General features: G+C 57.6%; 20 protein-coding genes. 10 read left to right on the top strand and 10 right to left on the bottom strand.

Going from position 1 to position 25,721, the window contains the following annotated elements; genetic code table 11:
- Positions 1 to 70 precede the first annotated feature (70 nt).
- Positions 71 to 985 carry a phosphoribosylaminoimidazolesuccinocarboxamide synthase gene (locus ACTHV6_RS04875; protein WP_441386153.1) on the bottom strand — a complete coding sequence of 305 codons (915 nt, stop codon included), beginning with the start codon at positions 983 to 985 and terminating at the stop codon, positions 71 to 73.
- A gap of 88 nt (positions 986 to 1,073) precedes the next feature.
- Complete coding sequence (purD, locus tag ACTHV6_RS04870; protein WP_441386152.1) at positions 1,074 to 2,357, bottom strand: phosphoribosylamine--glycine ligase; 1,284 nt, start codon at positions 2,355 to 2,357, stop codon at positions 1,074 to 1,076.
- 630 nt (positions 2,358 to 2,987) lie between these two features.
- On the opposite strand from purD, the gene ACTHV6_RS04865 reads away from it, so the two are divergent.
- On the top strand, positions 2,988 to 4,007 hold the full coding sequence (locus ACTHV6_RS04865; RefSeq protein ID WP_441386151.1) for a hypothetical protein: 1,020 nt from the start codon (positions 2,988 to 2,990) through the stop codon (positions 4,005 to 4,007).
- Positions 4,008 to 4,135: 128 nt separating this feature from the next.
- Here the strand turns inward: ACTHV6_RS04865 and ACTHV6_RS04860 are convergent, their stop codons facing one another.
- Positions 4,136 to 5,998 carry a phosphoenolpyruvate carboxykinase (GTP) gene (locus tag ACTHV6_RS04860; RefSeq protein ID WP_441386150.1) on the bottom strand — a complete coding sequence of 621 codons (1,863 nt, stop codon included), beginning with the start codon at positions 5,996 to 5,998 and terminating at the stop codon, positions 4,136 to 4,138.
- A gap of 397 nt (positions 5,999 to 6,395) precedes the next feature.
- Here ACTHV6_RS04860 and ACTHV6_RS04855 point away from each other — a divergent pair, with 397 nt between their 5' ends.
- Complete coding sequence (locus tag ACTHV6_RS04855; RefSeq protein ID WP_441386149.1) at positions 6,396 to 7,400, top strand: LppM family (lipo)protein; 1,005 nt, start codon at positions 6,396 to 6,398, stop codon at positions 7,398 to 7,400.
- A 109-nt stretch (positions 7,401 to 7,509) separates the two neighbouring features.
- Positions 7,510 to 8,604: a hypothetical protein gene (locus ACTHV6_RS04850; protein ID WP_441386148.1), complete on the top strand. Its 1,095-nt coding sequence runs from the start codon at positions 7,510 to 7,512 to the stop codon at positions 8,602 to 8,604.
- Between the two features lie 85 nt (positions 8,605 to 8,689).
- Here ACTHV6_RS04850 and ACTHV6_RS04845 read toward each other — a convergent pair whose 3' ends face one another.
- Complete coding sequence (locus tag ACTHV6_RS04845; RefSeq protein ID WP_441386147.1) at positions 8,690 to 9,973, bottom strand: adenylosuccinate synthase; 1,284 nt, start codon at positions 9,971 to 9,973, stop codon at positions 8,690 to 8,692.
- Positions 9,974 to 10,322: 349 nt separating this feature from the next.
- Here ACTHV6_RS04845 and ACTHV6_RS04840 point away from each other — a divergent pair, with 349 nt between their 5' ends.
- From ACTHV6_RS04840 to ACTHV6_RS04820, 5 genes are all read left to right on the top strand, one after another.
- Positions 10,323 to 12,692, top strand: coding sequence for a glycogen/starch/alpha-glucan phosphorylase (locus ACTHV6_RS04840; protein ID WP_441386146.1), 2,370 nt, complete (start codon positions 10,323 to 10,325; stop codon positions 12,690 to 12,692).
- Between the two features lie 338 nt (positions 12,693 to 13,030).
- Entirely contained in the window at positions 13,031 to 14,377 is a 1,347-nt protein-coding gene (locus ACTHV6_RS04835) for an ABC transporter substrate-binding protein (RefSeq protein WP_441386145.1), read from the top strand.
- 92 nt (positions 14,378 to 14,469) lie between these two features.
- Positions 14,470 to 15,315: a carbohydrate ABC transporter permease gene (locus ACTHV6_RS04830; protein WP_441386144.1), complete on the top strand. Its 846-nt coding sequence runs from the start codon at positions 14,470 to 14,472 to the stop codon at positions 15,313 to 15,315.
- An 86-nt stretch (positions 15,316 to 15,401) separates the two neighbouring features.
- On the top strand, positions 15,402 to 16,259 hold the full coding sequence (locus tag ACTHV6_RS04825; protein WP_441386174.1) for a carbohydrate ABC transporter permease: 858 nt from the start codon (positions 15,402 to 15,404) through the stop codon (positions 16,257 to 16,259).
- Positions 16,260 to 16,266: 7 nt separating this feature from the next.
- Positions 16,267 to 16,902: a DUF624 domain-containing protein gene (locus ACTHV6_RS04820; protein WP_441386143.1), complete on the top strand. Its 636-nt coding sequence runs from the start codon at positions 16,267 to 16,269 to the stop codon at positions 16,900 to 16,902.
- Positions 16,903 to 16,911: 9 nt separating this feature from the next.
- On the opposite strand, the gene ACTHV6_RS04815 is transcribed toward ACTHV6_RS04820, so the two are convergent.
- A complete protein-coding gene (locus ACTHV6_RS04815) occupies positions 16,912 to 18,309 on the bottom strand; it encodes a hypothetical protein (RefSeq protein ID WP_441386142.1) in 1,398 nt (465 codons plus the stop codon).
- Positions 18,310 to 18,465: 156 nt separating this feature from the next.
- Between ACTHV6_RS04815 and ACTHV6_RS04810 the strand changes: the two genes are divergently transcribed.
- Complete coding sequence (locus ACTHV6_RS04810) at positions 18,466 to 19,050, top strand: hypothetical protein (RefSeq protein ID WP_441386141.1); 585 nt, start codon at positions 18,466 to 18,468, stop codon at positions 19,048 to 19,050.
- 109 nt (positions 19,051 to 19,159) lie between these two features.
- Here the strand turns inward: ACTHV6_RS04810 and ACTHV6_RS04805 are convergent, their stop codons facing one another.
- The 5 genes from ACTHV6_RS04805 to ACTHV6_RS04785 all read right to left on the bottom strand — a co-directional run bounded on the left by ACTHV6_RS04805 (position 19,160) and on the right by ACTHV6_RS04785 (position 24,211).
- A complete protein-coding gene (locus ACTHV6_RS04805) occupies positions 19,160 to 20,830 on the bottom strand; it encodes a glycoside hydrolase family 13 protein (protein ID WP_441386140.1) in 1,671 nt (556 codons plus the stop codon).
- Between the two features lie 175 nt (positions 20,831 to 21,005).
- Positions 21,006 to 21,917 (bottom strand): carbohydrate ABC transporter permease, encoded by a 912-nt coding sequence (locus ACTHV6_RS04800; protein ID WP_441386139.1) that lies wholly within the window; start codon positions 21,915 to 21,917, stop codon positions 21,006 to 21,008.
- 5 nt (positions 21,918 to 21,922) lie between these two features.
- Positions 21,923 to 22,846 (bottom strand): carbohydrate ABC transporter permease, encoded by a 924-nt coding sequence (locus tag ACTHV6_RS04795; RefSeq protein ID WP_441386138.1) that lies wholly within the window; start codon positions 22,844 to 22,846, stop codon positions 21,923 to 21,925.
- Positions 22,847 to 22,864: 18 nt separating this feature from the next.
- Entirely contained in the window at positions 22,865 to 23,821 is a 957-nt protein-coding gene (locus tag ACTHV6_RS04790) for an ABC transporter substrate-binding protein (RefSeq protein WP_441386173.1), read from the bottom strand.
- 15 nt (positions 23,822 to 23,836) lie between these two features.
- Positions 23,837 to 24,211, bottom strand: a complete 375-nt coding sequence (locus ACTHV6_RS04785) for a hypothetical protein (protein ID WP_441386137.1) — start codon at positions 24,209 to 24,211, stop codon at positions 23,837 to 23,839.
- Positions 24,212 to 24,497: 286 nt separating this feature from the next.
- On the opposite strand from ACTHV6_RS04785, the gene ACTHV6_RS04780 reads away from it, so the two are divergent.
- Positions 24,498 to 25,709 (top strand): ROK family protein, encoded by a 1,212-nt coding sequence (locus tag ACTHV6_RS04780; RefSeq protein WP_441386136.1) that lies wholly within the window; start codon positions 24,498 to 24,500, stop codon positions 25,707 to 25,709.
- Positions 25,710 to 25,721: the final 12 nt, after the last annotated feature.

Genomic DNA, 25,721 nt, shown 5'->3' with positions numbered 1-25,721 from the left:
ATGAAACTCGGTGGGCCGAGGCCACTTTGTACGCGTTGTGGGCGTGCGATACTGCCCACGTTCGCCACGCCTACTGCCAGTGGCGCCCAGTGAGAGTCTCATAGGCTTCGATGTAGCGGTCACGCGTGCGTGCCACGACCTCTTCAGGAAGCTCTGGCGGCAGTTCTCCGGAAGTGCGGTCCCATCCGGATTCTGGTGACATCAGCCAGTTGCGCACGAACTGCTTGTCCAGCGAGGGCTGAACCTTGCCGGGTTCATACTTGTCCATCTGCCAGAAGCGGGAGGAATCTGGGGTGAGCACCTCATCAGCCAGAATGATGTCCGGTTCGCCCGTATTAGTGGAGCGGCCAAACTCAAACTTCGTGTCCGCGATGATGATGCCACGTTCAGCGGCGATCTCGTGGGCACGGGTATACAGCTGGATGGTTTGGAGCCGGAGTTTGCGGGCATCGGATTCGCCAATGCGGGCGGTCATCTCCTCAAAGGAGACATTCTCATCATGCTCTCCAAGCTGGGCCTTGGCAGCCGGCGTAAAGATGGGCGAATCCAATCGCGAAGCTTCATCAAGGCCAGAAGGAAGAGGTACGCCGCACACCGCTCCCGTTTCCTTGTACTCGACTAGGCCGGAACCCGTCAGGTAGCCGCGCGCCACACACTCAATGGGGAACATGTTGAGGACCTGCGTGATCATCCCACGCCCTTGAACTTCTGCTGGAACATTGGTGGAGATGAGATGGTTGTACGCCAAATCCGATAGTTGCTCAAACCACCACACAGAGAGCTGGGTGAGGATCTTTCCCTTGTCAGGAATCTGGGTGGGGAGCACATAATCGAAGGCGCTGATGCGATCCGACGCAACCATGAGATAGGAATCTTCGCCCCGGTGGTTGGATGCTCCGGCGGCGACGTATACATCGCGTACCTTCCCCGAGTACACATGGGTCCACGAAGAAATCTCGTTGGTTTTGGTTTCCTCCGTCATCATGATCACTTTCTATTCGTGATGTTTGGCTGCAGTTTGTGCCGCAGCTTTTGGTGTATATCTGACGTTTCCGATGGGTGTACGTACGTTCTTATTGTGTGGCAATTCCTTGCCCGCCAATATCGGTTCGGTAGTGCGATCCCTCCAGCACAATCCGCTCCACCGCTTGGTACACGGCTTCCCGTGCAGCCTCGGGACTGTCCGCGCTGGCCACAACCGCAAGAACACGCCCCCCGGCCGAAACCACATGGTCCTGACGAACAGCTGTTCCGGCATGAATGATATCCACGCCCGGAACCTGTGCCGCCGCGTCTAGCCCACGGACCGTATCGCCGGTGCGCACCTTGCCGGGGTAGCCGTGGGCAGCAAGCACCACGTCCACCGCAGCGCCATCGCTCCACCTCAGTGGAGAACCGCTCAAGCGTCCCTGTGCAGCACTCATGAGGAGTGTCCCCAACGGAGTCTTGAGGAGGGGAAGCACCACTTGGGTTTCTGGATCACCAAAGCGAACATTGAATTCCACCACGCGTAGCCCTCGTGAGGTGAGCGCCAGCCCGCAGTACAAAAGGCCAATGAAGGGGGTGCCCCGATGGGCCATTTCGTCCACTACTGGTTGAGCAACGCGGGCCACAACCTCATCAACTAGACCATCCGGAATCCACGGAAGCGGCGCATAGGAACCCATACCACCCGTGTTGGGGCCCTCGTTGCCATCGAACGCACGCTTGAAATCCTGAGCCGGCATCAGCGGAACAACATTCTTGCCGTCACACACGCAGAACAGAGAGAGTTCGGGGCCGTCCAGATACTCCTCGATCACCACGGCTGGCTGCCCCTTGGTGGTGCGGTCCCCTTCGTCCTTTGCCAAGCATGCGTGCGCATGGCTCAGGGCTTGTGAACGATCCGACGTGACAACAACACCCTTGCCTGCCGCCAGACCATCATCCTTTACTACGAAAGGCGGGCCAAACGTGTCAAGGGCATCCTCCACCTGATCTGCCGTTGTACACACGCGCGCCATCGCGGTTGGCACATCAGCCACAGCCATGATCTCCTTGGCGAAAGCCTTGGACCCCTCGAGGCGGGCAGCCTCTTGCCCCGGCCCAAATACGGCAATGCCAGCTGCCCTTACCTCATCGGCAATTCCGGCGACTAGTGGAGCTTCCGGCCCAACAACAACAAGATCCACATCTTGGTCCTGTGCCAGTTCCACAATGGCACCGCCATCCAAGATGTCCACGTCAATGTTCTCACCAAGTACGGCAGTACCCGGATTGCCCGGAGCAATGAGTAGTTCGGTGACGGCTGGGTCCCTTCGGAGGGCGAGTGCTAATGCATGCTCGCGGCCCCCTGAACCGATAAGAAGGATCTTCACCCCTTTAGCCTATGCGAGCACCCCCTGAGAATTCACCCGTTTCAGAGTTTGGATTGTTTTCGAACCTGTTTGTCTCTCATGTCAGAACACGCAACGTTGGCAGTATGGAGAGCTTTGGGTGATCGAGCTGTGGGTTGTATCAATTCCATGCTATGAGAGAGTCAAGTTCTCCTCGCGCAAAGTAACCGGAGGTTCTCCTGCTGCCCATCGTAGCCGGTAGGAGATTAAATGCGACAAACGCCATGAAAACTTATACACTCAATGCGTAGTTATTCAGGGTTCCTAGGTATTCGTGTCCAGCCTCATACGGGTGCAAGCTAGCCCTACAAGTAGGCGATACCCTATGCTAGGATAGTTTCACACGATCGGTTATCTGTCACAAGCGGAAGGCGGTTATTGCATGCGCACCACAATCAAGCGCGTCGTCAATTTTCTAGCAGCTCTACATAAGTCCAACCCCCGGCACGAATGGGAACCACGGATCATGCCTGTGTTCATGCACAGGCCCTCCCCCACTCTGATTCGGTGAGCGTTGCCTCGTTGAGTTGATAAGCCGGCTGCCCAAGGTAGCCGGCTTTCACATTTTCATGGTTAACACTAGCGCTGACGTTGAGTGGCTAAAGTTATCCCATGACTCTCTACGGCGCGATCGGTTCGCTTCAGCCAACACCACAGGATGCCCCTGCCGTCGCCACGGCGTTGCGGATCATGGCGAATAGTCCCGAGCAGATGCTGGCACAGCCTGCCTCAGATTACCCGTCCATGTGCATTGACGGACGCCCGTATGCATCACACCCGAAATCACATGCACCACAGGTTGCGGGAGGCACACTCACCACGTGGGTGGCGGATCTTCTCCTCACCAAGATTTTCCAATCCTCTGTTCTAGGAGCTCGAAACACCGGCTACGGCCTCGGTGAGCTCAGCCGCGACTACTCCGGGCCGCCGGCCACGGCATCGCTCCATTCACAGGCGGCGCCGAATACTGAGGTTCACAACGCCTTGGCTACGTGGCTGGCGAATACGTGTGACGCCCTCCGGCAGGCCGGGCTTCCCGTATCTGATCACCGCGCAGATTCCCACGGTCCCGGCGCCGCTGGTTGTGGTGCCGCCGACTCTCTGGGAGCGATCCTCCACCTGCTCGGCAAACGCCCGGAGGGTATCACCACCATCCTGTCCCGGTGGGGCATTGATCCGCGAAAGGTTCCGGTTGACGCTCTGGACCACGCCTCCCGGTTGGCCAGCGAAGTTCCCTCGGGGGAGGAACTGGTGCAAATTCTTGCGAATTATTCGACCGAACGCATTCCTGTTGTGACGGGGCCGCATCGCGAAGTGGCCGTGGTGGCCAATACGCGGGCGCACACTGTCATCAGGCGCGATGCCATCACCGGCGCCCTCGCCAGCGCATCGATACCCAGCCAATCTGACGCCTCGGGCGCCCAGAATGCCAGCCCCACTGGGCACCCCCAAGCGTTCTGCGTGGATGTCTGGGCCTTGCCAGAAATCAGCACGTTCTTAACAAACACGGCCTCTGCCCACGAGATCGAGCTGCACTGGACACCCGAGCAGATCACCGCAACAGCGGCCGCCTTCAACGCTGCAGCCATCCTCGTGCTGTGCGGGCCCGAGGCTCAAGACATCGTTCTCTAAACCACCGTCCAGCCGAACCGCGGTTGCGTACGGGAGGCTCCGCCGTCGTCGTCAAGAAACCAGAAAACCCACCCACATGCAAACGTGGGGCCCGGCAACTACCGGACCCCACGATTTGGTGTTAGAGATTAGCGAGCAGCTGCGATGCGATCGCGGAACTTGCCGAGCTCCTTGGTGATTTCAGCAGGCAGCTTATCGCCGAACTGGGAGAAGTACTCCTCCGTGTCGTCGATCTCTGCCGCCCATGCATCGGGATCGATCTCGAAGAGGGCATCCCACTTCGCGCGATCCACATCGATGCCGTCCAAGTTGAAGTCCTCGAACTTGGGGTAGCGGCCGGTCACGCCGTCCTCTGCCTCAACTTCGCCAGCGGCGCGGCGGACAACCCAGTCAAGAACACGGGAGTTCTCGCCGAAGCCCGGCCACATGAACTTGCCTTCATCGGTCTTACGGAACCAGTTGACCTGGTAGACCTTCGGGAAGTTCTCGCCCAGCTTGTCCTGCATCTCGAGCCAGTGACCCCAGTAATCGGCCATGTTGTAGCCACAGAATGGGAGCATGGCGAACGGATCGTGGCGGAGCGAGCCAGCCTTGACGTCCGTTGCAGCTGCGGTGACCTCGGAGGCAACCGAAGCGCCGATGAACACGCCGTGGGCCGGATCGTACTGCTCAGCAACCAACGGGACGTTCGTTGCGCGGCGGCCACCGAACAGGATGGCATCAATCGGCACACCCTGAGGAGCTTCCCAATCCTCGCAGATAATCGGGCACTGCGAAGCGGGAACCGTGAAACGGGAATTGGCGTGTGCGGCAACCTTGCCCTCAGCTGCGTCAGCCGGGGTGAAGTCATTGCCGTGCCAATCGATCAGGTGATCGGGCATCGGGGCGTCGATGCCTTCCCACCACACATCGCCATCGTCGGTCAGCGCAACGTTGGTGAAGATGGAGTTGGCCTTCATGGTGTCCATTGCCATCGGGTTGGTGTCATATGACGTACCCGGTGCCACACCGAAGAAGCCGGCCTCAGGGTTGATGGCGTACAGGCGGCCATCGGGGCCTGGGCGCATCCACGCGATATCGTCACCCACGGTGGATACCTTGTATCCGGGGATTGTGGGCTGGAGCATCGCAAGGTTGGTCTTGCCACAAGCGGAGGGGAAGGCCGCGGTTACGTGGAACTGCTTGCCAGTCTTCTCGTTGGTGAGGCGGAGGATGAGCATGTGCTCGGCCATCCAGCCATCGCGGCGGGCCATCGTGGAAGCGATACGCAGAGCGAAGCACTTCTTGCCCAGCAGAGCGTTGCCGCCGTAACCGGAGCCGTAGGAGAAGATCTCGTTGGTCTCGGGGAAGTGCGTAATGTACTTCTCATCGTTACAGGGCCAAGCAACATCCGGGCGCTCGGTGCCATCGGCATCGCGCAGCGGGTAGCCAACGGAGTGCAGGGCGGGAACCCACTGAGCGCCATTGGCGATCTCATTGAGAGCACCCTTGCCCATGCGGGTCATGATCTTCATGTTGACAACCACGTAGGCGGAGTCAGTGAGCTCGATGCCCACCTGAGAGATCGGGCCGCCAACCGGGCCCATGGAGAACGGCACCACGTACATCGTGCGGCCGCGCATCGCTCCATCGAACACCGTCTTCAGGGTGGCCTTCATTTCAGCGGGATCTGCCCAATGGTTGGTGGGGCCAGCATCCTCTTCCTTCTCGGAGCAGATGAAGGTACGGGACTCCACACGAGCCACGTCTGAGGGAAGGGAACGGCCGAGGAAGCTATTGGGGCGCTTTTCCGGATTAAGGCGGGTCAGAGTACCGGACTCCACCATTTCATCGGTCAGCCGGGTCCACTCTTCTTCGGAACCATCGGCCCAGTAAATCTCCTCGGGCTTCGTGAGATTGGCCTGCTCGGTTACCCACTCAATGAGCTTCTCGGGGGCTTCGGCCGGAGCACCGGCGCGAACATCCTCAACGGAATAGGTCTTGTCGGTCATCGCGTATCCTTCCTTAGAGCGTGCGATGTGCATTGCCGTAGCGCCTAGGCACCGCGGCGTGAACAAGTTCTATTGTTCCCGATCACAAACCCGAATATCACAGTATTTCGTCCCAATTTCTTCCCGACGTATGGACTTTACGGAAACGCCGTCAAGCTCACGCACTGTGAAATCCGCCGAATCACGCCATTTGAGGGAATCGTGCATCGCATCACACAGTGATGCACATCTGACCACGTGGTTTCGAAGGGCCCACGAGGCAATCCAAAAACGACACGACGTGCTTCGAGCCGGGTTACTACACGGATCAGACGAACATACCTCGCCCATCCGCGGACGTCTTCTCACACTTTGCAACGCGAGTGACAGGACTTAGGTCCATCAGTAATGTATAGGCATGATCTCACAGCGCAAGAAACTTGTTCTCGCCGTGATACCCGCTGCCGCGCTCCTCGGTGCATGTCAGGTGGGCACCACGTTGAGCCTCAGTGAAGATGAAACGATCTCCATCTCCCTCGAAATGGAGGACGATGAAGGTTTGGCCGCAGGTATGACCTGTGCGGACTTTGAGGAGAACTTCGAAGGGGGTTTCCCTTACCTCTCAGACGTTGTTATTGATGATCTTGGCTCGGACCCGCTTTCGTGCCGGTTCACCGGAACGTTTGATCAGGAGTTCTACAGCATGGCGGTCACCACGTCAGGTGACTCCTACACAATGGACATCCCAGAAGAATTCTGGACTGCCTTCAATGACTCTTCACAGATTGAACAGTTCGGAAATATCGATTCCACGTTCACCATGGAGTTCCCGGGCAACGTGTCCGAAGCCAGCAACGGTGGCCAGATCGATGGCAATACCGTGACATGGGAAGGCTACGACACCCTGAGTGAGGGAGTCTCGGCCACGGGTGGCGCGCCCGGAGCCCCAGCGCCGGCAACCCCATCCGCAGAAGCGACAACTCCCGCGGGCGGCGAGCAAACTGCAACCGCACAGAACCCAGCGGCAGAACCAACAGATGCGGAATCCGATGAAGATTCTGGCGTTGACGTATGGGTGTGGATCCTTCTGGTGGTTGCTGTTCTTGCCCTGATCGGCGTATTCATCTACTTCATGAGAGCTCGTAACAAGAACCGCGGTGGCGAGGGAGATCCTCGAGTCCCCGGCGGCTACGTTCCTGACGGCCGCACGGCATATGGAGCTCCGGCCAATCCGATCCAAGGCGGCGCGCCGTACGTCAATCCTTCACAGTTCGAGCAGCCCGGTCAGGCACCACAACAGTTCGGACACCCACAGCCTGGCGGCCAAGAGCCATTGCAATACGGCCAAGACCACCAGACCCCTCCCAACCAACAGGACGGAACCGGCCCTTCGCAGCCAAGCTCTGGCAGCCCTCAGAACTAGCTAGGTTCCACCCCACGCGCCGGGCATCATTCCCGGGCGTGCCATACCACCACAGATGAGAGAGCAGGTAGACGGTATGACATCAACACATTCGCGCAAAGGGAGAGTGATGGCGGGAGTCTTACTCCCCGCCGCACTCCTTCTGTCCGCCTGTCAGTCAGCCAACACGGTGGAGATCACCGAAGATGGCGGCATGACCATGACCATGGACATGGTTGATACCACGGGCATGATGGCGGACTCTGGCATCACCTGCGACATGATGCAGAGCGAGGTTTCAGGCGAGGGAGATGACCTGATTCCCGGAGGAAGCTTCGATATTGAAGACATCAGTGAGGGCAGCAACCTCGGTTGCCGCTTCATCATGAGCACACCGGATGCAGTAGACGGTGAAGTACTCATCGACAATGGTGATAGCTTCACCTTGAACATCACGGCCGATGATATGGACATGGAAGACTTCACCGACGAGGATCTGGAAGAACTCGGCGGGCTTGACTTCACATTCAATGTCACCATGCCTGGCGAGATCACGGACGCAACGAATGGCGGTTCCATCAGTGGAAGCACCGTATCGTATTCGGATTACAACATCCTCAGCAGCGGCATTTCGGTAACTGGCGCGAAGTCTGGCGGCGGCGGTGGCGGAGCTCCCGCACCTGCACCTGCTCCTAGCCAAGGCCAAACAGTGCCCGACCCAGTTGCAGGAACCCCCGTGCCAGGCCCCGGTGCCGACGGCAATACAACTGATTCACAGAATAGCGATTCTGACGGCTTCCCCATCTGGGCGTGGATCCTGATCGGTGTGGGCGCTGTTCTCCTCATCGGCCTGATCATCTTCTTCCTTACTCGGGGCAAGAAGAATAAGAACGACGGCGGCTACCCCGGTGGTCCCGGCCAGCCGCCCTACGGTCAAACCCCTTACGGCCAACCCGGACAGCCTCAGGCCGGCTACGGCCAGCCAGCCCCAGGTCAGGCCCCCTACGGCCAGCCGACACAGCAGTTTGGCCAACCAGACCAGTCCGGTCAAGGCGGCCAACCGACTCAGCAGTTCGGCCAGCCCGGTCAACCAACCCAACAATTTGGCCAGCCCCAGCCTGGCCAGCAAGGTGGGCAGCCAACCCAGCAGTTCGGCCAGCCCCAGCCCGGCCAAGAAGGCCAGCCCGGTCAGAACGGCCAAAATGGCGGATGGACCCAGCAATAGGTAGTTAGCTGGCAAACACCGGCACTGCGAAGGAGGGGAGCAGCTCAGCGAGCTGCTCCCCTCCTTCATATGACTACCCGCCGAATCAGTCCAGCAGATCCTGACGAACGATGGTGGCCTCGCGCCCTGCGCCAACCCCGATCACGCTGATGCGGCAGCGCGACACTTCCTCGAGGTACAGCACATAATCCTGAGCGGCCTGCGGGAGGTCCTCGAAGGTGCGACACTCGGAGATATCTTCGCTCCAGCCGGGCCGGTATTCGTAGATCGGCGTGGCGGCAGCGAAATCAGCGGCGAAGGCTGGGACTTCGTCCACGCGTTCCCCGTTCACTTCGTAGGCAACGCACACGGGGATCTGATCGAGCCCGCCCAGCACGTCCAGCTTGGTGAGCGCGATGTCAGTCAGCCCATTGACGCGCGAGGAGTAGCGTACAACCGGGGCGTCATACCAGCCGCAGCGGCGCGGGCGCCCGGTTGTCACACCGTATTCGTGACCCTGCTCGCGTAGCCAGTCACCGGATTCGTCCAGCAATTCGGTGGGGAACGGCCCCTCGCCAACGCGGGTGATGTAGGCCTTGGCAACGCCGATCACGCGATCGATCTTCGTTGGCCCTACGCCGGTTCCGGTGCATGCACCGCCGGCTGTGGGGTTGGAGGAGGTTACGTATGGGTACGTGCCATGATCAATGTCCAGCATGGTGGATTGGCCACCCTCGAACACGATGGTCTTGCCGTCATCCAACCCGTTGTTCAGCTCCAGCGTGGTATCGATAACCATTGGCCGCACGCGATCCGCATATGAGAGCAGATCGGCCACGACCGCATCGGTTTCGAATTGCTCCGCACCGTATTCCTTAAGCAGGATGTTCTTCTGGGCTAGAGCAGCCTCTACCTTGGCCCGCAGCTCATCCTCGTGGAACAGGTCCTGCACGCGAATACCAGAACGCGATACCTTGTCCGCGTATGTTGGCCCGATCCCGCGGCCGGTGGTGCCGATCTTCTTGTCACCCAGCGCGATTTCTGACAGCGCATCCATCGTGCGCGTATAGGCGGTAATGATGTGTGCATTGGCCGAGATCTTGAGCCGGGATGTATCGATCCCGCGCGAGTCCAGATCCCCGATTTCCTCAAACAGAACCCCCAGATCAACAACAACCCCGTTGCCAATCACCGGCGTACACGTGGGCGAGAGTATCCCGCCCGGCAAGAGGTGTAGCGCGAACTTTTCCCCGTTTACCACCACGGTGTGCCCCGCATTATTGCCGCCGTTGTATTTCACAACGTAATCGGCGCGGGTCCCGAGCTGATCGGTGGCCTTTCCTTTTCCTTCGTCTCCCCATTGGGCGCCAAGGACGATGACCGCAGGCATACTGCTCTCCTTCATTGCTTTCGCTTCGTAAAGAGGCGGTGCCGCTTTACCTCCTCAGCATACTGAGGTTCGCCCGGCCCGTGTGATGAATACATCAGATGAGACGGATACCGCGCTCCACTACGTACGTGGGACACCGTCGTCGTCATTATTTTTTAACGACGACGGCGACGACGAACCTCTCCCTCATGTCCACACGTGGCGAACATCCATCCACGTTCCGAGATTCCCGCGCGCGAAGGCGCCTGCTCTGTAACGCTAACCACGTAGCACTTAGCCGGTATGGCAACGGACGCACGGATCGTCGGTTAGGCTAGGCGTGCAAGTTCTTTCGCAAGGAGATTCATTTATGTCCTCGGATCTGACGCAATCGCTCGGCTCGTTCGTTCGATCAGCCTCTGGAAAAACCACCGCAAATTCCTCAAGCACGGAGTACTGGGCGGGCCTATCCGGCCAAATCGTAAGCCAGCTGGCCGATAACTGGGAAGCCACCACGCACGCGTATCAGGCGGGCCGCCAGGAACACTACTTCTCGGCAGAGTTCCTCATGGGCCGCGCCCTCCTCAACAATCTGGCCAACCTAGGCCTGCTCGAAGAGGCTCAGGAAGCCCTTGCGGCTGGCGGTCAGGATTTGGCGGACGTGCTGGAATCCGAACACGACGCCGCGCTGGGCAACGGCGGGCTTGGCCGATTGGCCGCCTGCTTCCTTGACTCGTGCGCCACGATGGACCTTCCCGTGACAGGATATGGCATCCTCTACCGTTACGGCCTGTTCAAGCAGACCATTGATGACGGCTTCCAGAACGAGCACCCCGATCCATGGATGGAGGAGGGCTACCCCTTCGTGATCCGCCGCGAGGAGGAGGCACGCTACGTGCGCTTCGCGGATATGGATGTGCGCGCCATTCCTTACGATATGCCGATCACCGGGTACCAGACGAAGAACGTCAACACCTTGCGGCTGTGGAAATCTGAGCCCATCGAAGAATTCGATTACGATGCCTTCAACTCCCAGCGCTTCACCGATGCGATCGTCGAACGCGAGCGGGTCAACGATCTGTGCCGCGTGCTGTACCCGAACGACACCACGTACGAAGGCAAAGTCCTGCGCGTACGCCAGCAATACTTCTTCGTTTCGGCATCGCTCCAGACGATGATCGATGTGTACAAGCGCGAACACGGCGATGATCTACGCGGCTTCGGAGCGCTGAACTCCGTCCAGCTGAACGATACGCATCCGGTGCTTGCCATTCCTGAGCTCATGCGCCTGCTGATGGATGAGAACGGGCTGTCGTGGGAAGACGCGTGGGCTGTTGTACAGCAGACCTTCGCGTACACGAACCACACGGTGCTAGCCGAGGCGTTGGAAACATGGGAGATCTCCATCTTCCAGAAGCTGTTCCCCCGCATCCTAGACATTGTCAATGAAATCGATCGCCGCTTCCGCGAGGAACTGGCGGAGGCCGGGTGGCATCCCGGCAAGATTGAATACATGGCACCCGTTTCCGGAGGAAGCGTGCACATGGCGTGGATCGCCTGTTACGCCGCGTTCTCCATCAACGGCGTTGCGGCCCTGCACACCGAAATCATCAAGCGCGAGACTCTCCACGATTGGTATGACATCTGGCCGGAGAAGTTCAACAACAAGACCAACGGCGTGACACAGCGCCGGTGGCTGAACTCCTGCAACCGCCCGTTGGCCGGCCTGCTGACCGAGGAACTGGGTTCCGATGCGTGGGTCACCGATCTAGCTCAGCTAGAGAAGATCGAGGGCCGCGTGAATGACCCGGCGCTGCTACACCAACTCATCGATATCAAGCGCTCCAACAAGGAACGTTTTGCCACGTGGGTCAAGGGACGGCAGGGCGTGGACATCCCGATCGATGCCATCTATGACGTCCAGATCAAGCGTTTGCATGAATATAAGCGCCAGCTCCTGAATGCCATGTACATCCTTGACCTCTACTACCGGTTGAAGGACGATCCCTCGTTGGACATCGCTCCACGTGTGTTCATCTTTGGCGCCAAGGCTGCTCCCGGATACAAGCGGGCCAAGGCCATCATCAAGCTCATCAATGAGATCGGGCGCATCGTCAACAACGATCCCGATATTGCTGGCCGCCTGACCGTGCTGTGGGTGGAGAACTACAACGTCACCCCGGCCGAGTACATCATTCCCGCAGCGGATATCTCCGAACAGATTTCCACCGCCGGCAAGGAAGCATCCGGAACTTCCAATATGAAGTTCATGATGAACGGTGCCCTCACACTGGGCACGATGGATGGGGCCAACGTGGAGATTCACGAGGCTGTGGGCGATGAAAATGCCTACATCTTCGGCGCCCGCGAAGAGGATCTGCCCGAGCTGCGCAAGCACTACAACCCCCGCGATGCTTACGAAACCGTACCGGGGCTCAAGCGCGTGCTCGATGCATTCGTGGACGGCACCTTAGATGATGGTGGATCTGGTGATTTCCACGATCTGCTGGGGTCACTCCTGGATGGCAGCTCATGGGAAGATGCGGATGTGTACTACCTGCTCGGCGATTTCGCCGATTACCGGGATGTCCGCGATCGCATGGCTGAGGACTACAAGGATGAAGAAAAGTGGGCGAAGATGTGCTGGATCAACATCGTGCGCTCTGGCCGCTTCTCCTCTGACCGTACGATCAACGATTACGCCCAGCAGGTATGGAAGATTGAGCCGCGGGCGATCTAGGGCGGAGTTCTGAAACGAGGGGTGGCCCAGTGGGTCACCCCTCGTTTGTTCGGGCTGGTGGCACCGTGCGACGCTCCGTTGATGGGGCACTCTGTGTGGCATCTTTCGTTGAGGTAGGACAGTGCCGGCGGCTCATAGACGTTCGGACCTCCGGCCGGAATCACACGGAAACAGCAGGGTCGCTTGGCTATCCATTCCGCGTTGACGCACGGAATTTCGGGCAACACGGAAAGCTGTGTAACAGTTTGCAGAATGTTGCACACATGTGTTTAAATCGACACAAATGAACGGGCCACCGCCCACCCGCGGTGGCCGCACATGTCCAAAGGAGGGCAAACATGCGCGGTAAGAGGAAGATTGCTGCAATCAGTGCGGCAGCGACTCTCGCACTCGGAGGGCTCGCAGCTTGCGGCGGCGATGGTGACGATTCTGGAAGTGGCGATGGTGGGGACGGTAGCGTCTACTACCTGAATTTCAAACCAGAGCAAGAGGAGGCCTGGAAGGACGTTGCTGCAGCCTACGAAGAGGAAACTGGAGTCAACGTCAAAATCGTGACTGCCGCATCTGGAACATACCAACAGGTCCTCAAAACAGAGCTAGCTAAGTCTGACGGCCCCACCTTGTTCAACATCAACGGGCCAGTGGGTTACCAGACGTGGCAGGACTACACACTGGATGTCACTGACGAAGAATTCACTCAGCACCTGTCCGATCCAACAATGGCCGTCACAGGTGAGGACGATCGTATCTACGGCGTCCCGTTTGCCACCGAGGGATACGGCATTATCTACAACGATGCCATCATGCAGCAGTACTTCGAGACGGATGGAGCAAAGGCCTCCTCGGTTGATGAGATCAACAACTTCGATGTCCTCAAAGCTGTCACGGATGACATGCAGGCCAAGAAGGACGATCTCGGGATCAACGGTGTATTCGCAGCAACGTCGCTCGCTCCAGGCGAGGAATGGCGATTCCAAACCCATCTGGCCAATTACCCCGTGTTCTACGAGTTCCGCGATGAAGGCGTGGACGATAGCGCCGATCTGAAGGGGACGTACGGAGACAACTATCAGGATATTCTCGATCTCTATCTGACAAACTCCACCATCGACCCAAAGCTGACCAGCTCCGCTACAGTGACGGATTCAATGGCGGAGCTTGCGCTTGGCCAAGCCGCCATGGTTCAAAACGGTAACTGGGGGTGGAGCCAGATCTCCGAGGTGAGCGGCAACACGGTAGCAGAAGAGGACATTCACTTCCTCCCCATCTACATGGGCGTTGAGGGCGAAGAAGAGGCCGGAATCGCCATCGGAACCGAGAACTTCCTGTCCGTCAACTCTCAAGCCTCCGAAGCCGATCAGCAAGCATCCATCGATTTCGCGAATTGGTTGTTCACTACTGAGAATGGCACCAAAATGGCGTCCGAAGATTTGGGCTTCATCGCACCGTTCGATACATTTACCGATCTCGCACCTTCTGACCCTTTGGGCAAAGAAGTTGTTGAGTACATGAACAACGATGATCTTTACACGGTCAACTGGGTGTTCACCGTCTTCCCAAGCCAAGATTACAAGAATGGGCTGGGCGAATTGCTCGCACAGTATGCAGCTGGAAACAGCGAGTGGTCGGACGTCATCGACTTCATGACGGACCAGTGGAACGCCGAAAAGGCCGCAGCTAACTAAGTCCGCGATAGAGAGGGCTCGGTTCCATTCGCTAGATGGCTGCCGGGCCCTCTCCACGCACACTTCCTTTTTCCAACGTCCGAGAGAACATCATGACTCAAGCTCTCAAGAAATACGGCCTAGTGTTCACTGGGCCAACGCTTATCGCGTTCATCATCGCATTCCTTCTTCCCTTCTTCGTGGGCCTGTATCTCTCGTTCACACAGTTCACCACCCTCACAAATTCGGAATGGGTCGGCCTTGACAACTATCAAGCAGCCTTCGATGAGTCTCAGGGATTCGGCTCGGCGCTCCTGTTTACTGCACTTGTTGCAGTAGTTGCCATCATCAGCGTCAACGTTGGTGCCTTCTTCCTTGCTTATCTTCTGACACAGAAACTCCGCGGCACCAACTTCTTCCGCACTATCTTCTTTATGCCGAACTTGATCGGCGGCATTGTATTGGGCTATACGTGGCAGGCAATGCTCAACGCAGTGTTAGCAAAGTGGCAAACAACAATTGTCGTTGATTGGCATCTGGGCTTCGCAGGGCTTGTGTTACTCATCAATTGGCAGCTCATGGGCTACATGATGATCATCTACATCGCTGGCCTACAAAATGTACCTCCCGAGCTCATCGAAGCGGCGGAAATCGACGGAGCTTCACGCTGGCAGGTACTCAAGAGCGTCACCGTCCCGATGGTCATGCCGTCAGTGACGATCTGCTTGTTCCTGACTCTCGCGAATACGTTCAAAATGTATGACCAAAACTTGGCGCTCACCGCGGGAGCACCACTCGGGCAAACCGAGATGGCAGCACTAAATATCGTGAAAACCATGTATGACAAAGTGTCGATGGAAGGAATTGCTCAGGCTAAGGCCGTGATCTTCTTCCTCCTTGTCTCGACTATCGCCCTTCTCCAACTTCGAGCCACCCGCTCAAAGGAGGTTGACCAGTGAGTATCCAACTGCCAGGTGCTGGAGAGATAAAACCTGCCAGCGATATCGATCCCCAAGCGCGGCCCGAGGTTCTGGACAAGAAGGACATGCCGAACATCGGACCGAAGCCCAAGCGCAGCGGGGGGAGGGCGGCCCTCACAGGGTTCTTGGCCATTCTGGCCGTCATCTACATGATCCCGTTGGCGTTCATTCTGCTCAACTCTTTCAAGGGAAAGTTCTTCATTTCGGACAGCCCATTCTCTATTCCTTCGGGCGACACATTCGTCGGGCTGGAGAACTTCGCGACCGGATTGGCTCTGTCAGGCTTTGCCCGAGCCATCGGCTGGTCCCTGTTCATCACCGTGTTCTCGGTGATCGTCATCGTATTCTTCTGCGCCATGACCGCCTACTACATCACGCGAGTCAAGACGTGGTGGACCGGTATCCTGTACTACCTATTCGCCTTCTCCATGGTGGCACCATTCCAAATGGTCATGTTCCCCACCGTTGGAATTGCCGATGCCCTTCATCTCGCTTCGCCGTGGGGAATGGTCGTCCTCTATCTCGGCTTTGGCTCCGGCCTTTCCGTATTTCTCTACTCTGGATTCGTCAAATCTATCCCAATAGATATTGAGGAAGCAGCGCTCATTGACGGTTGCTCCCCTATCCAAAACTACTTCCGAGTGGTACTTCCCCTGCTCAAGCCGATTGCCATCACGGTAGCGATCCTGAACGCCATGTGGGTGTGGAACGATTACCTGCTGCCGAACCTCGTGATTGGCCAAGATGAACGTTACAAGACCATTCCGATCGTCATTCAGATGCTCGTTGGCTCCAATGGCAATCGTGACATGGGTGCCCAAATGGCCATGCTGGTTTTGGCAATCATCCCGATTGTGATCTTCTATCTCTTCTGCCAGAAGTACATTATCGAAGGTGTCGCTGCCGGAGCCGTCAAAGGATAATCACTCTATGGGTCCAGAGTCATCCATATATCGCGCGCTCAGCGTATTTGCGGACGTTGTCATCATCAACGTCCTGACACTCGTTGGGTGCCTACCTATCGTGACGGCTGGCGCTTCGCTGACCGCCGCGAGTCGGGTCACGAACGAAGTGGTGCGTGATACGGATAGCTACATTGCCGGATCGTGGTGGCATGCGTTCCGAGGGAATCTACGGCAGTCTCTGGCATGGTGGGTTCCCTCGGTAATCCTCATCGCCGGAGCATGGGCACAGAACTGGGCTCTGGGCGGCACAACGGATGCCACACTCGCTGGTGCGCTAACGAGCTTGGTTCTGGTAGCCGTTGTGCTCATTCTGGCACTCCTAGTATGGATATTACCTCTCAGTGCATTCTTCACGAACACAGTCACAGGGCACTTAGGCAACGCCGCGATACTTGCAGTTCGGCACGCTGGACGAACCCTGCTTTGCGTGGCGGCCACCAGCGCACCCATCCTCGTTTTCGTCCTACTCCCCGGTGCCCGAACGGCCACGATGTGGTTCATGGTGCTCGTTGGGCTCAGTTTTCTCAACTACCTCAATGCACTCATTCAAAAGCCGGTGCTCGATGGCTTGCTCGAGGCAGCCACCGGCACCGGACAGTGAATGACAAGGTTAGATCCTTCCAACCACATTTGAGAGGCGCGCATTCGTCACCTCGATGTCACCGTCTTCCACGTCAAAACCGAGTGCAGAGCCAGCCGGTTCGTTGATGCGAGCACTCAAGGCAATGTCCTCGAGATACAGAACAGCAACGCCTTCGTCCACGATGAGCTGAAGGTGAATTAGTCCACCAGCACTCACGTTGGGAAGCGGACGCTCGAGACCCTTGTTGTCGTATCGATTCCACGGCCAGTTGGGCTGGCGATCGAAGGTGAGCCGGTTCTGCGTCAGATCAATCGTGTAGCCATACCAATCGTCCAGCTCTGGGTCACCCGCAAACTGCAGTGTGAACTGGCGCGTTCCCGGCGCAATCGTTACGTCTGCCTCGAATCCGTAAGAGGTGGAGGAGGCGTCTGCCACCACGCAGGACACCCGCCCGTTCCCTGCCTCGATCCGTTCTGGGGCAAGCGTGTGTGCACCTGCCATGACGGCCTCAGTCAATTCCGTCGGAGGAACAACACCGAGCGTCCCGTTCTCGCGCGTGACCACTTCGTGCACCACAAGCGTTCCGCCCCACCATGAGGTGTTCGCATCACGGTTGCCCTGTTTGTTGGCCACCCAGCCGAACAGAAACCGGCGTTCGCCATCGCTCGCCGTGCGCGCCGCATAGTACGCGCGCCCGTCAAAGGCATCGTCAGGGGGCCGGTGCCATGGCCCCACAGCCGAATCGCTCCGAACATACACAGTTTTTGACTTGTCCGAGTATTCGGTAGTGAGCAAATACCATGTCTCCCCGATGTGGAATTCGTCCGGCATCTCATGCCCCGTATACAAACCGGGGGCGTACAGATCGCCCTCAAACGTCCAGTCCTTAGCATCCGGCGAGGAAAACCAAACGGTCCGCCCGGTGCGATGAATCTTCGGAACATCGCTCCGGGTCCCCAAGATAAGCGTCCACTGGGAGCGTTCTTCATCCCAGAACACAAACGGATCACGCCAGTCTCCCGAATCGTATCCGGGTTGGGGTGGAAGCTTGAAGGCTCCCTCCTTCGTCCAATGAGTCAGATCGTCACTAGAGGCGCGCATGAGTACCTGCGTAGGCTGACCAGTCCCCTCTCGCAGATCGTTGAATCCGGTGTAATTCGCCTCGAATGCCCCATCCGGGCCCCGATACACTGAGCCAGCGAAGATATAACGGTCGGGTGCCGCATCGCCCTCCCCGGAAATAACTTCGCCTTGGTCCTCAAAACGCACGAAGTCCTTGGTGGTCACAAGAGCCCACCCCAGCGGAACGCTGAGCGGAGCATCCAGAGCAGGGTCCCTCTGATGGAACAGGTAGTACTGGCCGTCCCAGTACATCGGCATACAATCTCCAAAGGCCGCGCCTTCGGGTTCATAGAAGATTCTCACGTTTCCCACGCTTTCTTGACCTTGGGTGAAACATCGCACTCTTTGGCTGAGCAGGTCCTGATCGCCAGCTTATCCCCGTTCTTCTGCCAACACAGCGGCATGTGTGAATCTCCGACACTCAGCGTAGTTTGAAGCTGACCTAGTAGCCTAAGAGGTATGAAGTTCTTGGGACGCCTTTCTGGCCCCGTCATCACCACCCTCGCGTGTGTCACCATCACCCTGATCGCACTGGCCTTTTTCTGGGTGTGGGGGCCATTTGGCAGCACAACCAACCAGCTCACACCGGGAGCCGCCGTCACGTTCCTGCTGATCTTTGGCGCAGGGGCCATTGCGCTGCCCGTGTTGCTCATTTGGTTGCTAAATCGGGCGTTCAAGAGCAAACGCGAACAAGCGGACGCCGATCTTACAGACGAGGCAGACGTCCCGCGCAGCCGGCGCGCGCTCAGAAATGCGGGATGGATGGCGGCGGCGTTCGTCGTCGTCGCCTACCAAGCGGCGCTCCTCTGGGCCGGATGGTTCGTGTATACGGACTCTGACGGCGTTAGCCGCGAACTGGGCAGCGAGGCCGAAACCTACTACGTACGCAACCTCAATCTTTTCCAAGCCGATTATGAGTACTATGCGGACCGCGGACCACTCCTCATGACACGCGAGGGCTGGCGTACCGGAGATTACCTGCTCAAGGCAGATGAGACTCCGGCAGATTGGATGCTCACGGCCTATACGTGTCAGGTTGAGTAGTTTTTGACGACGACGATTCCGTCAGTTGGCTCGCCGCACAAACAAGGTGAGGGAGGGGCCTCGGTCGTATACGGGCCTCTCCCTCACCTGTGCGGCTTGGCCGGCGCCTCTAGCCGGCGATCCAGACGGTGGTTTCTCCTGGGATCTCAACCTTGCCGTTCTCCACGAACACGGGCTCTGAACTCAGAGCAACCGTATCGGTGGCGTAGGCGTAGGGCTCTGTCCCGAAATTGGTGACAACCTTCCAGCCGTTGGGGCGTTCGAAGGCCAGAACATCGTCACGCCCTGTTTCGATCCACTCCATGGTCTCGCTTGTTTCCAACTGCTTACGCAAGGCGAGGGCCGAGCGGTACATCCGCAGAGGTGATTCAAGGTCACCTTCCTCAGTTTCCACCGAGTACTTCCCGAACCAGTCCGGCTGTGGGAAGTGAGAGCCATTCGCACCGAAGCCATGAGAGGTACCGCTGGCCGTCCAGGGCAGCGGTACGCGGCAACCATCGCGGCCTACTTCCTCTCCGTGCGTGCGGAAGAAGGTGGGATCCTGACGCTCGCTCGAATCAAGTTCGTACACCTCGTGCAGGCCCAACTCCTCACCTTGGTAGATGTAGGTGGATCCGGGCAGGCCCAAGATGAAGGTTGTTGCCGCGCGAGCGCGCCGCAAACCCTGCTCGCGCTGCAAAACTGGCCCATCTGGATCACGTTGCAGCCACTCTTGGCCATGCTTGATCGCTGGTTTGCCGTCCGCGCGCCGTGCCGGATTGGGCAATCCGTACCGCGTGGGATGGCGCACCACATCGTGGTTTGAAAGCACCCACGTGCTGGAAGAACCCGAACCAGCAGCAAGGCTCAGGTTGTGGGTCACGATCCTGCGGAACTGGACAGCATCGAAATCTGCTTCGAGTAGATCGAAGTTGAAGGACTGGCCAAGGCTATGAGGATTCGCGTAGCGCGGCACTCTGTCGGACGCTACCCATGCCTCAGCTACGGCCATGCGCGGCGGATCGTATTCGTTGAAGACGGCGCGCCACTGGGCGTACACGTCCTGAACTTCGTCACGATCCCACATCGGATGGTTTCCATCCACTGGAATAGCATCCAGCTCTTCCTTGGTAGGAAGCGGATCCATCGAGAGGTCCTTGACCAGCATGTGGGCCACATCGATACGGAATCCATCCACACCACGATCAGCCCAGAAACGGATCGTCTTGACGAAATCGGCGCGAACATCCGGGTTTGACCAATTCAGATCAGGCTGCTGTGGAGCGAAGTTGTGCAAGTACCACTGTCCATCTTCCACGCGGGTCCACGATGGCCCACCGAAACTGGCCACCCAGTCCGAGGGGATTTCGTCCCCGTTTGGACCCTTACCCTCCCGGAAAATGTAGCGGTCACGCTCAGGGGAACCGCGGCCAGCCTTGAGAGCCGCTTGGAACCACTCATGCTGATCTGAGGTGTGGTTGGGAACGATATCCACAATCACCCGAATGTCGCGTGAATGAAGAGCACTGAGCATCTTATCGAAATCAGCGAGGCTCCCCAATCGCGGATCAACGTTGCGGTAATCTGCTACGTCGTATCCGCCATCGGCAAGCTCAGAGGGATAGAACGGGCTGAGCCACACGGCATCCACACCCAGTTGCTGGAGGTAATCGGCGCGAGAGGTAATACCCGCGATATCGCCAAGCCCATCGCCGTTTGCGTCAGCAAAGCTACGCGGATAGATCTGGTATACAACTGCTTGGCGCCACCAATTCGCATCGGAGGCAGGGAAAATAGACAACTAAAAGGCCCTTTCTGTGCGCTGTCATGTACAGGTGTTGGGACGGGTTCACGGTATAGACAACCGCCGAGCGAGTCTACACAAAACGTGATGCATCATGTGGACCCGCTCGGATGGTTGTTCACCGTTTAGCGATGAGCTGATCGGGGTTGGGGTTGCCGTGGCGATGAGCCGCTTACCCCTTGACGGCGCCTTGAGTGACGCTCTCCATGACCCACCGCTGGGAGAATAGATACACAACAATGGCTGGTGCCATCGCCATCAGGTAGGAAGCGAACGATATGTTGTAGTTGTTGGAGAATTGAGTTTGGAACTGGTTCTGGCGAACCGGCAACGTTTGCAAATCCGGATCCGAAATCATCAGCGATGGCATCATGAAGTCATTCCATGCGTACAAGAAGGCAAAGATGCCAACCGTAGCAGCCATCGGCATGAGCAGCGGGAACACCAGCTTCCAGAACGTTTGCCACGTTGTTGCACCGTCAATGCGTGCCGCTTCCTCCAGCTCCAGCGGGATCGAACGCAGGAACGCCGTGAAGAGCATGACGCTGAAGGCCATCTGGAACATCGTGGCCAGCCAGATGACCCCTACTGGGTTATCCAGACTGAGCCGGCCTGTCATTTGGATCTGGGGAAGAGCCACCACGGGGAACGGGATGAACATAACGCCCATGAGGTAGAAGAACGAGTACCGGAAGAATCGCTTCTCCCAGTTACGTATCACCGCATAGGAGAGCATGGCAGCAAGGAGAACCGTCAAAATCACCGTTGAAGCGGTGACGATAACGGAGATCATCGCACCTTTGGGGAAGTTGGTCAGGTTCCACGCCTCCACAAAGCCCTCTGTACTGAAGGGATTGGGAAGGGAGAAAGCGTTGCCATCCACCGCTTGACCCGTTGTCTTGAATGCCATCGAAATGGTGACATAGAGCGGAATGAGGACGGCTAGCGAACAGACCATCAACACGATGGTGGTGGGCCAACCAGAGCGGTCCTTGGACATCTTGATGTTGCCGTTGCCCACTTCTGGTGTGGTGGAATCCTGATCGGACGCGGGTGCTTGGTTTTCTGCAGTTGGAGCGGACATCTGATTTAGTTCCTTCCACGATTCATCGAAAGCTGAAGCAAGGCGATAAGAATCGCGATGATGAAGAAGATCGTTGCGTTAGCCATCTGGTAGGCGTAATCGCCACCAAAGAATCCTTGAATAATGGACATCGCAACTGATCGTGTGGAAGTACCTGGACCTCCGTTGGTCAAACCCACGATGATGTCATACGCGTTGAGGAAGTTCTTGAACCCAATCACGATGTTGATCACTACGTAGCCCAACACCAGCGGCAAGGTAATCCGCATGAGCTGCTGGGTTTTGCTGGCGCCATCGATATCCGCTGCCTCGTACACATCTCCAGGAATCGAGAGGATTCCGGCAATGTAGATGAGGAGCGTACTGGGAATCGCCTGCCACGCGGTCACAATCACGATGGCAAGCCAGGCCATATCGGGATTACCGAGCAGGCTTTCCGATAGCCAGCCAATCCCCAGAGCCTCGCCAAGAGCTGGCAAGGAGTTGGAGAACAGGAAGTTGAACACGTAGGCGATGATGATTCCCGAGATCACCATGGGAATCACGAAGACCGCACGAAGAACAACCTTGAATCGAATCCGGGAGGTCAGTCCCACGGCCAACAGGAAGGAAATAATGTTCACCACGATCACCGTGACAAGCGAGAATCCCAGCGTGAACAAATAGCTCTGTAGGATCGCCGGATCAGAGAACATCACCTTGTAGTTCGAGAACCCGATGAACTCCCATTCTCCCACTCCGATGTAATTGGTGAAGGAGAAGAAGATTCCCACCACAGCAGGCAGTGTGATGCCTACTGACAGCAGTATCAACGTGGGGACAGTGAACAGATAGTAGATAGGTTCGGTACGGACCTTCTTGTGCTTGATTTTGCCCGTGACCTCGGAAGGCTTCGGGAGTGGTGGTGCGGCAGCTACTGGTGCAGACATTGCTAAACTCCTTCGGTCCTAGCTTCGCTCTGCCAGACGAGACCAGTCCTCGTCCAAAGTCTTGAGCGTTTGGGCTGGATCCTGATCAATCAGCATTGACTGGTTGTAGTTGAACATGGGGATGGTCCTTGGAACCAGAACTGATGGCCCTTGGTAGAACTTCGCCTGATCGTAATAATCCAGAACACCCTGGATTCGCTCATCATCTGGTTGTTTACCATCAGTCAGCGGATTGATTCCCAACTGAGATTCGTTGTAAGCGGCGATGATGTCCGGCTGATACAGGTAATCGAGGAAGTCCCTCGCCCCTTCCGGATTCGCAGCCTCGTTGGGGATCATCATGGCAAGATCAACATTCACGCGAACCTTGAGATCTTCCGGATCGTTCGTCATCGGCAAGGGGAACGTTCCCAGATTCATGTCCGGATTAGTCTTGGCAATCTCGCTGAAGGCCCACGGCCCCTGCAAGTACATGGCACCGCTGCCGTTGGCGAAGGCCGTGTTGCCGTCACCGTAAGAGCGGTTAATGGCGTCAGCATTCGCATAGTTATCGGACAGGAAGCGCATCTTCTCAATCGGCTCGGCAAAATCCTGCTCAAAGGAGACACTCGAATCCGAACCCACATCCGAGCCTTCGGCATCTAGATCTTCGAAGAACTGAAGAACATCGATGGAGCCACCAACGGAGTAATCGAACCATCCCTGTCCGATCGTCCAGTTGTCCGCTGAGGCGAGAGTGGAGTAGATAGGAGTGATACCCGCTTCGTCAAGCGCCTCGCACACTTCGATGAGCTCGTCCCAGGTTTGCGGGACTTCTAGGTCATATTCCTCAAAAATATCCTTGTTGTAGATCACGCCAGCGGCCATGATCGAATACGGCAAGGAGCTAAACTCTTGGCCCTCGCACACGCCGTACTGATCCAGCAGCGGTTGAAGCTCCGGGTTGATATCTTGAGCGGCTGAAACATCGGACAGGTCAGATACGGTGCATCATTCGACGAACCGCGACACCTCCATGTTGTAGTTCGCCATCATGAGGTCGGGTGGGTTTCCGCGCACAAAACTCGCGGAAACAGGATCGATGCCCGAACTGTCCAACTCAACGCGTACATCGTCCTGCGATGCGTTGTACTCATTGATCACTTCGCGCATGTACGGGATGGCTTCACGCTTGTTCAGAGTGAAATGGACTGCTTCGGGGCCCTCACCACTGTTGCCACAACCGACGAGAGTCGTAGATGCCAGTAGAGCCCCGATTGCGGCAGCAATAAGGGGCTTGCTTCTTCCACGCAGTTGCATAGACACGTCACCGTCCGTTCCGTCCATCATTGGACGTAGATGAATCTGCATACTTAATTCGTTCATCAAATTAAGTTGTTATGAGTGAATCTAGTGGCCATCACGGCGCCGGTCAAGGCGCTTAAGCAAAGATCTATCGAATTGATACGAACCCGTCACACTCGATATCGACTGGAGGGACCTAGGTCCAGAGCCTGTATCAAAGCGCAGCCGCGTACTCTAGAATCCCAAGTGGATGATTCGGCAGGGTTCTTCAAGCACCTCAACCGTCAAGCAGGCCACTTACACCAAGCGACCGGATTCCGGTGCCACGAGTCACGCCTTCAGGCATCGGCGATGAAAGGACGATACCGTGTCACCACGAAATGGTTCGGCCGCCCTCACACGGGCAAGTACAGCCGCCGCGTTGGACCATGCGTGGAGCTGCGGAGCCTTTCTGGCAGACGATGTAGCCCATGCGAAAGACCTCACGAAATCTACCGCGATGAAGGCAACCGAGATCCTCATCGAGGCAGGGCTGGTACGCGAACTCCCCAACACTCTCGCAGAAGGCAGCTACCGCTTTGGCAGGCCAGCACGCAGATTTGAACTTCGTGAGGATGCTGGACTTCTGGTTGGTACGGACGCCGGGCGCTCGCATATCACCACGGTGGTCGCCGATCTCAAAGGCCACATTCTGTCCAGATCCCGCCGCCCGATAGAACCAACCGAGGATCACGCTCTGGGCCGGCGCGTGGCGGTATCCGAAGCGATCACCGCAGCGCTCGAATCCGCAGGACAAGATCCAGAGAACGTTCTGGCCCTAGCCATCGGAATTCCCGCGCCAGTCACAGACGGCACATCACCTACCCATCACGCAGGATTCTGGGAGCGGATGAACCCGGGCTTCCGTGAATACTTCGCCGATAAGTTCCCCATCGTTCGGGTTGAAAACGATGCCGCTCTGGCTGCACTGGCCGAACGCTCACAGGGCGCGGCGCGATCACTCGAGAACTTTGTGGCGATGCTGGCCGGGAACCGGATGGGCGCGGGTGTGATGCTGGGAGGCCAACTTGCCTATGGTGCCCACGGCGGAGTGGGCGAACTCGGCATTCTCAAGTACTTGCACGGCGCCGGAAGCTCCAAGGGCCTCGTGGACCTCACCGATAGGTGGATTCGCGAGGCACTTGCCGACGGCTCGATCCCCCCGTCCCATCCCCTTGCGAATCTGGCGCCGGACTCACTCACCCCCGATACCGAACTCAGCTACATTTCGGCGGACGATCCGGCACTCGCCCTAGTGATCGAGAGGGCCAGCTCTCACCTAGCACGAATCGGCGAGCTCCTCGCCTACCTATACGATCCCGAAATCATCATCGTCTCCGGCGGAATCGCGAATAGCATCGGCCCCGTCCTCGCGCGCGCCAATGCCAAGCTCCAAGACACTTCGCACGTGCCAGCGCCTCCCCTCGTGGCCTCCACACTGGGTCACGACGTGGTGTCCATAGGGGCCGTTGCCGCCGCTAGTGATGCTGCCCGATCCGGTGTTCTCGCGCTCAAGCACGAGGGCTCCCTACGTACGTAAGACGGTGAGGAT

Origin of the sequence: Ancrocorticia sp., assembly GCF_052089425.1 — a bacterium.
GTDB lineage: Bacteria > Actinomycetota > Actinomycetes > Actinomycetales > Actinomycetaceae > Ancrocorticia.
This window is presented reverse-complemented; position numbering and strand designations above follow the sequence as displayed.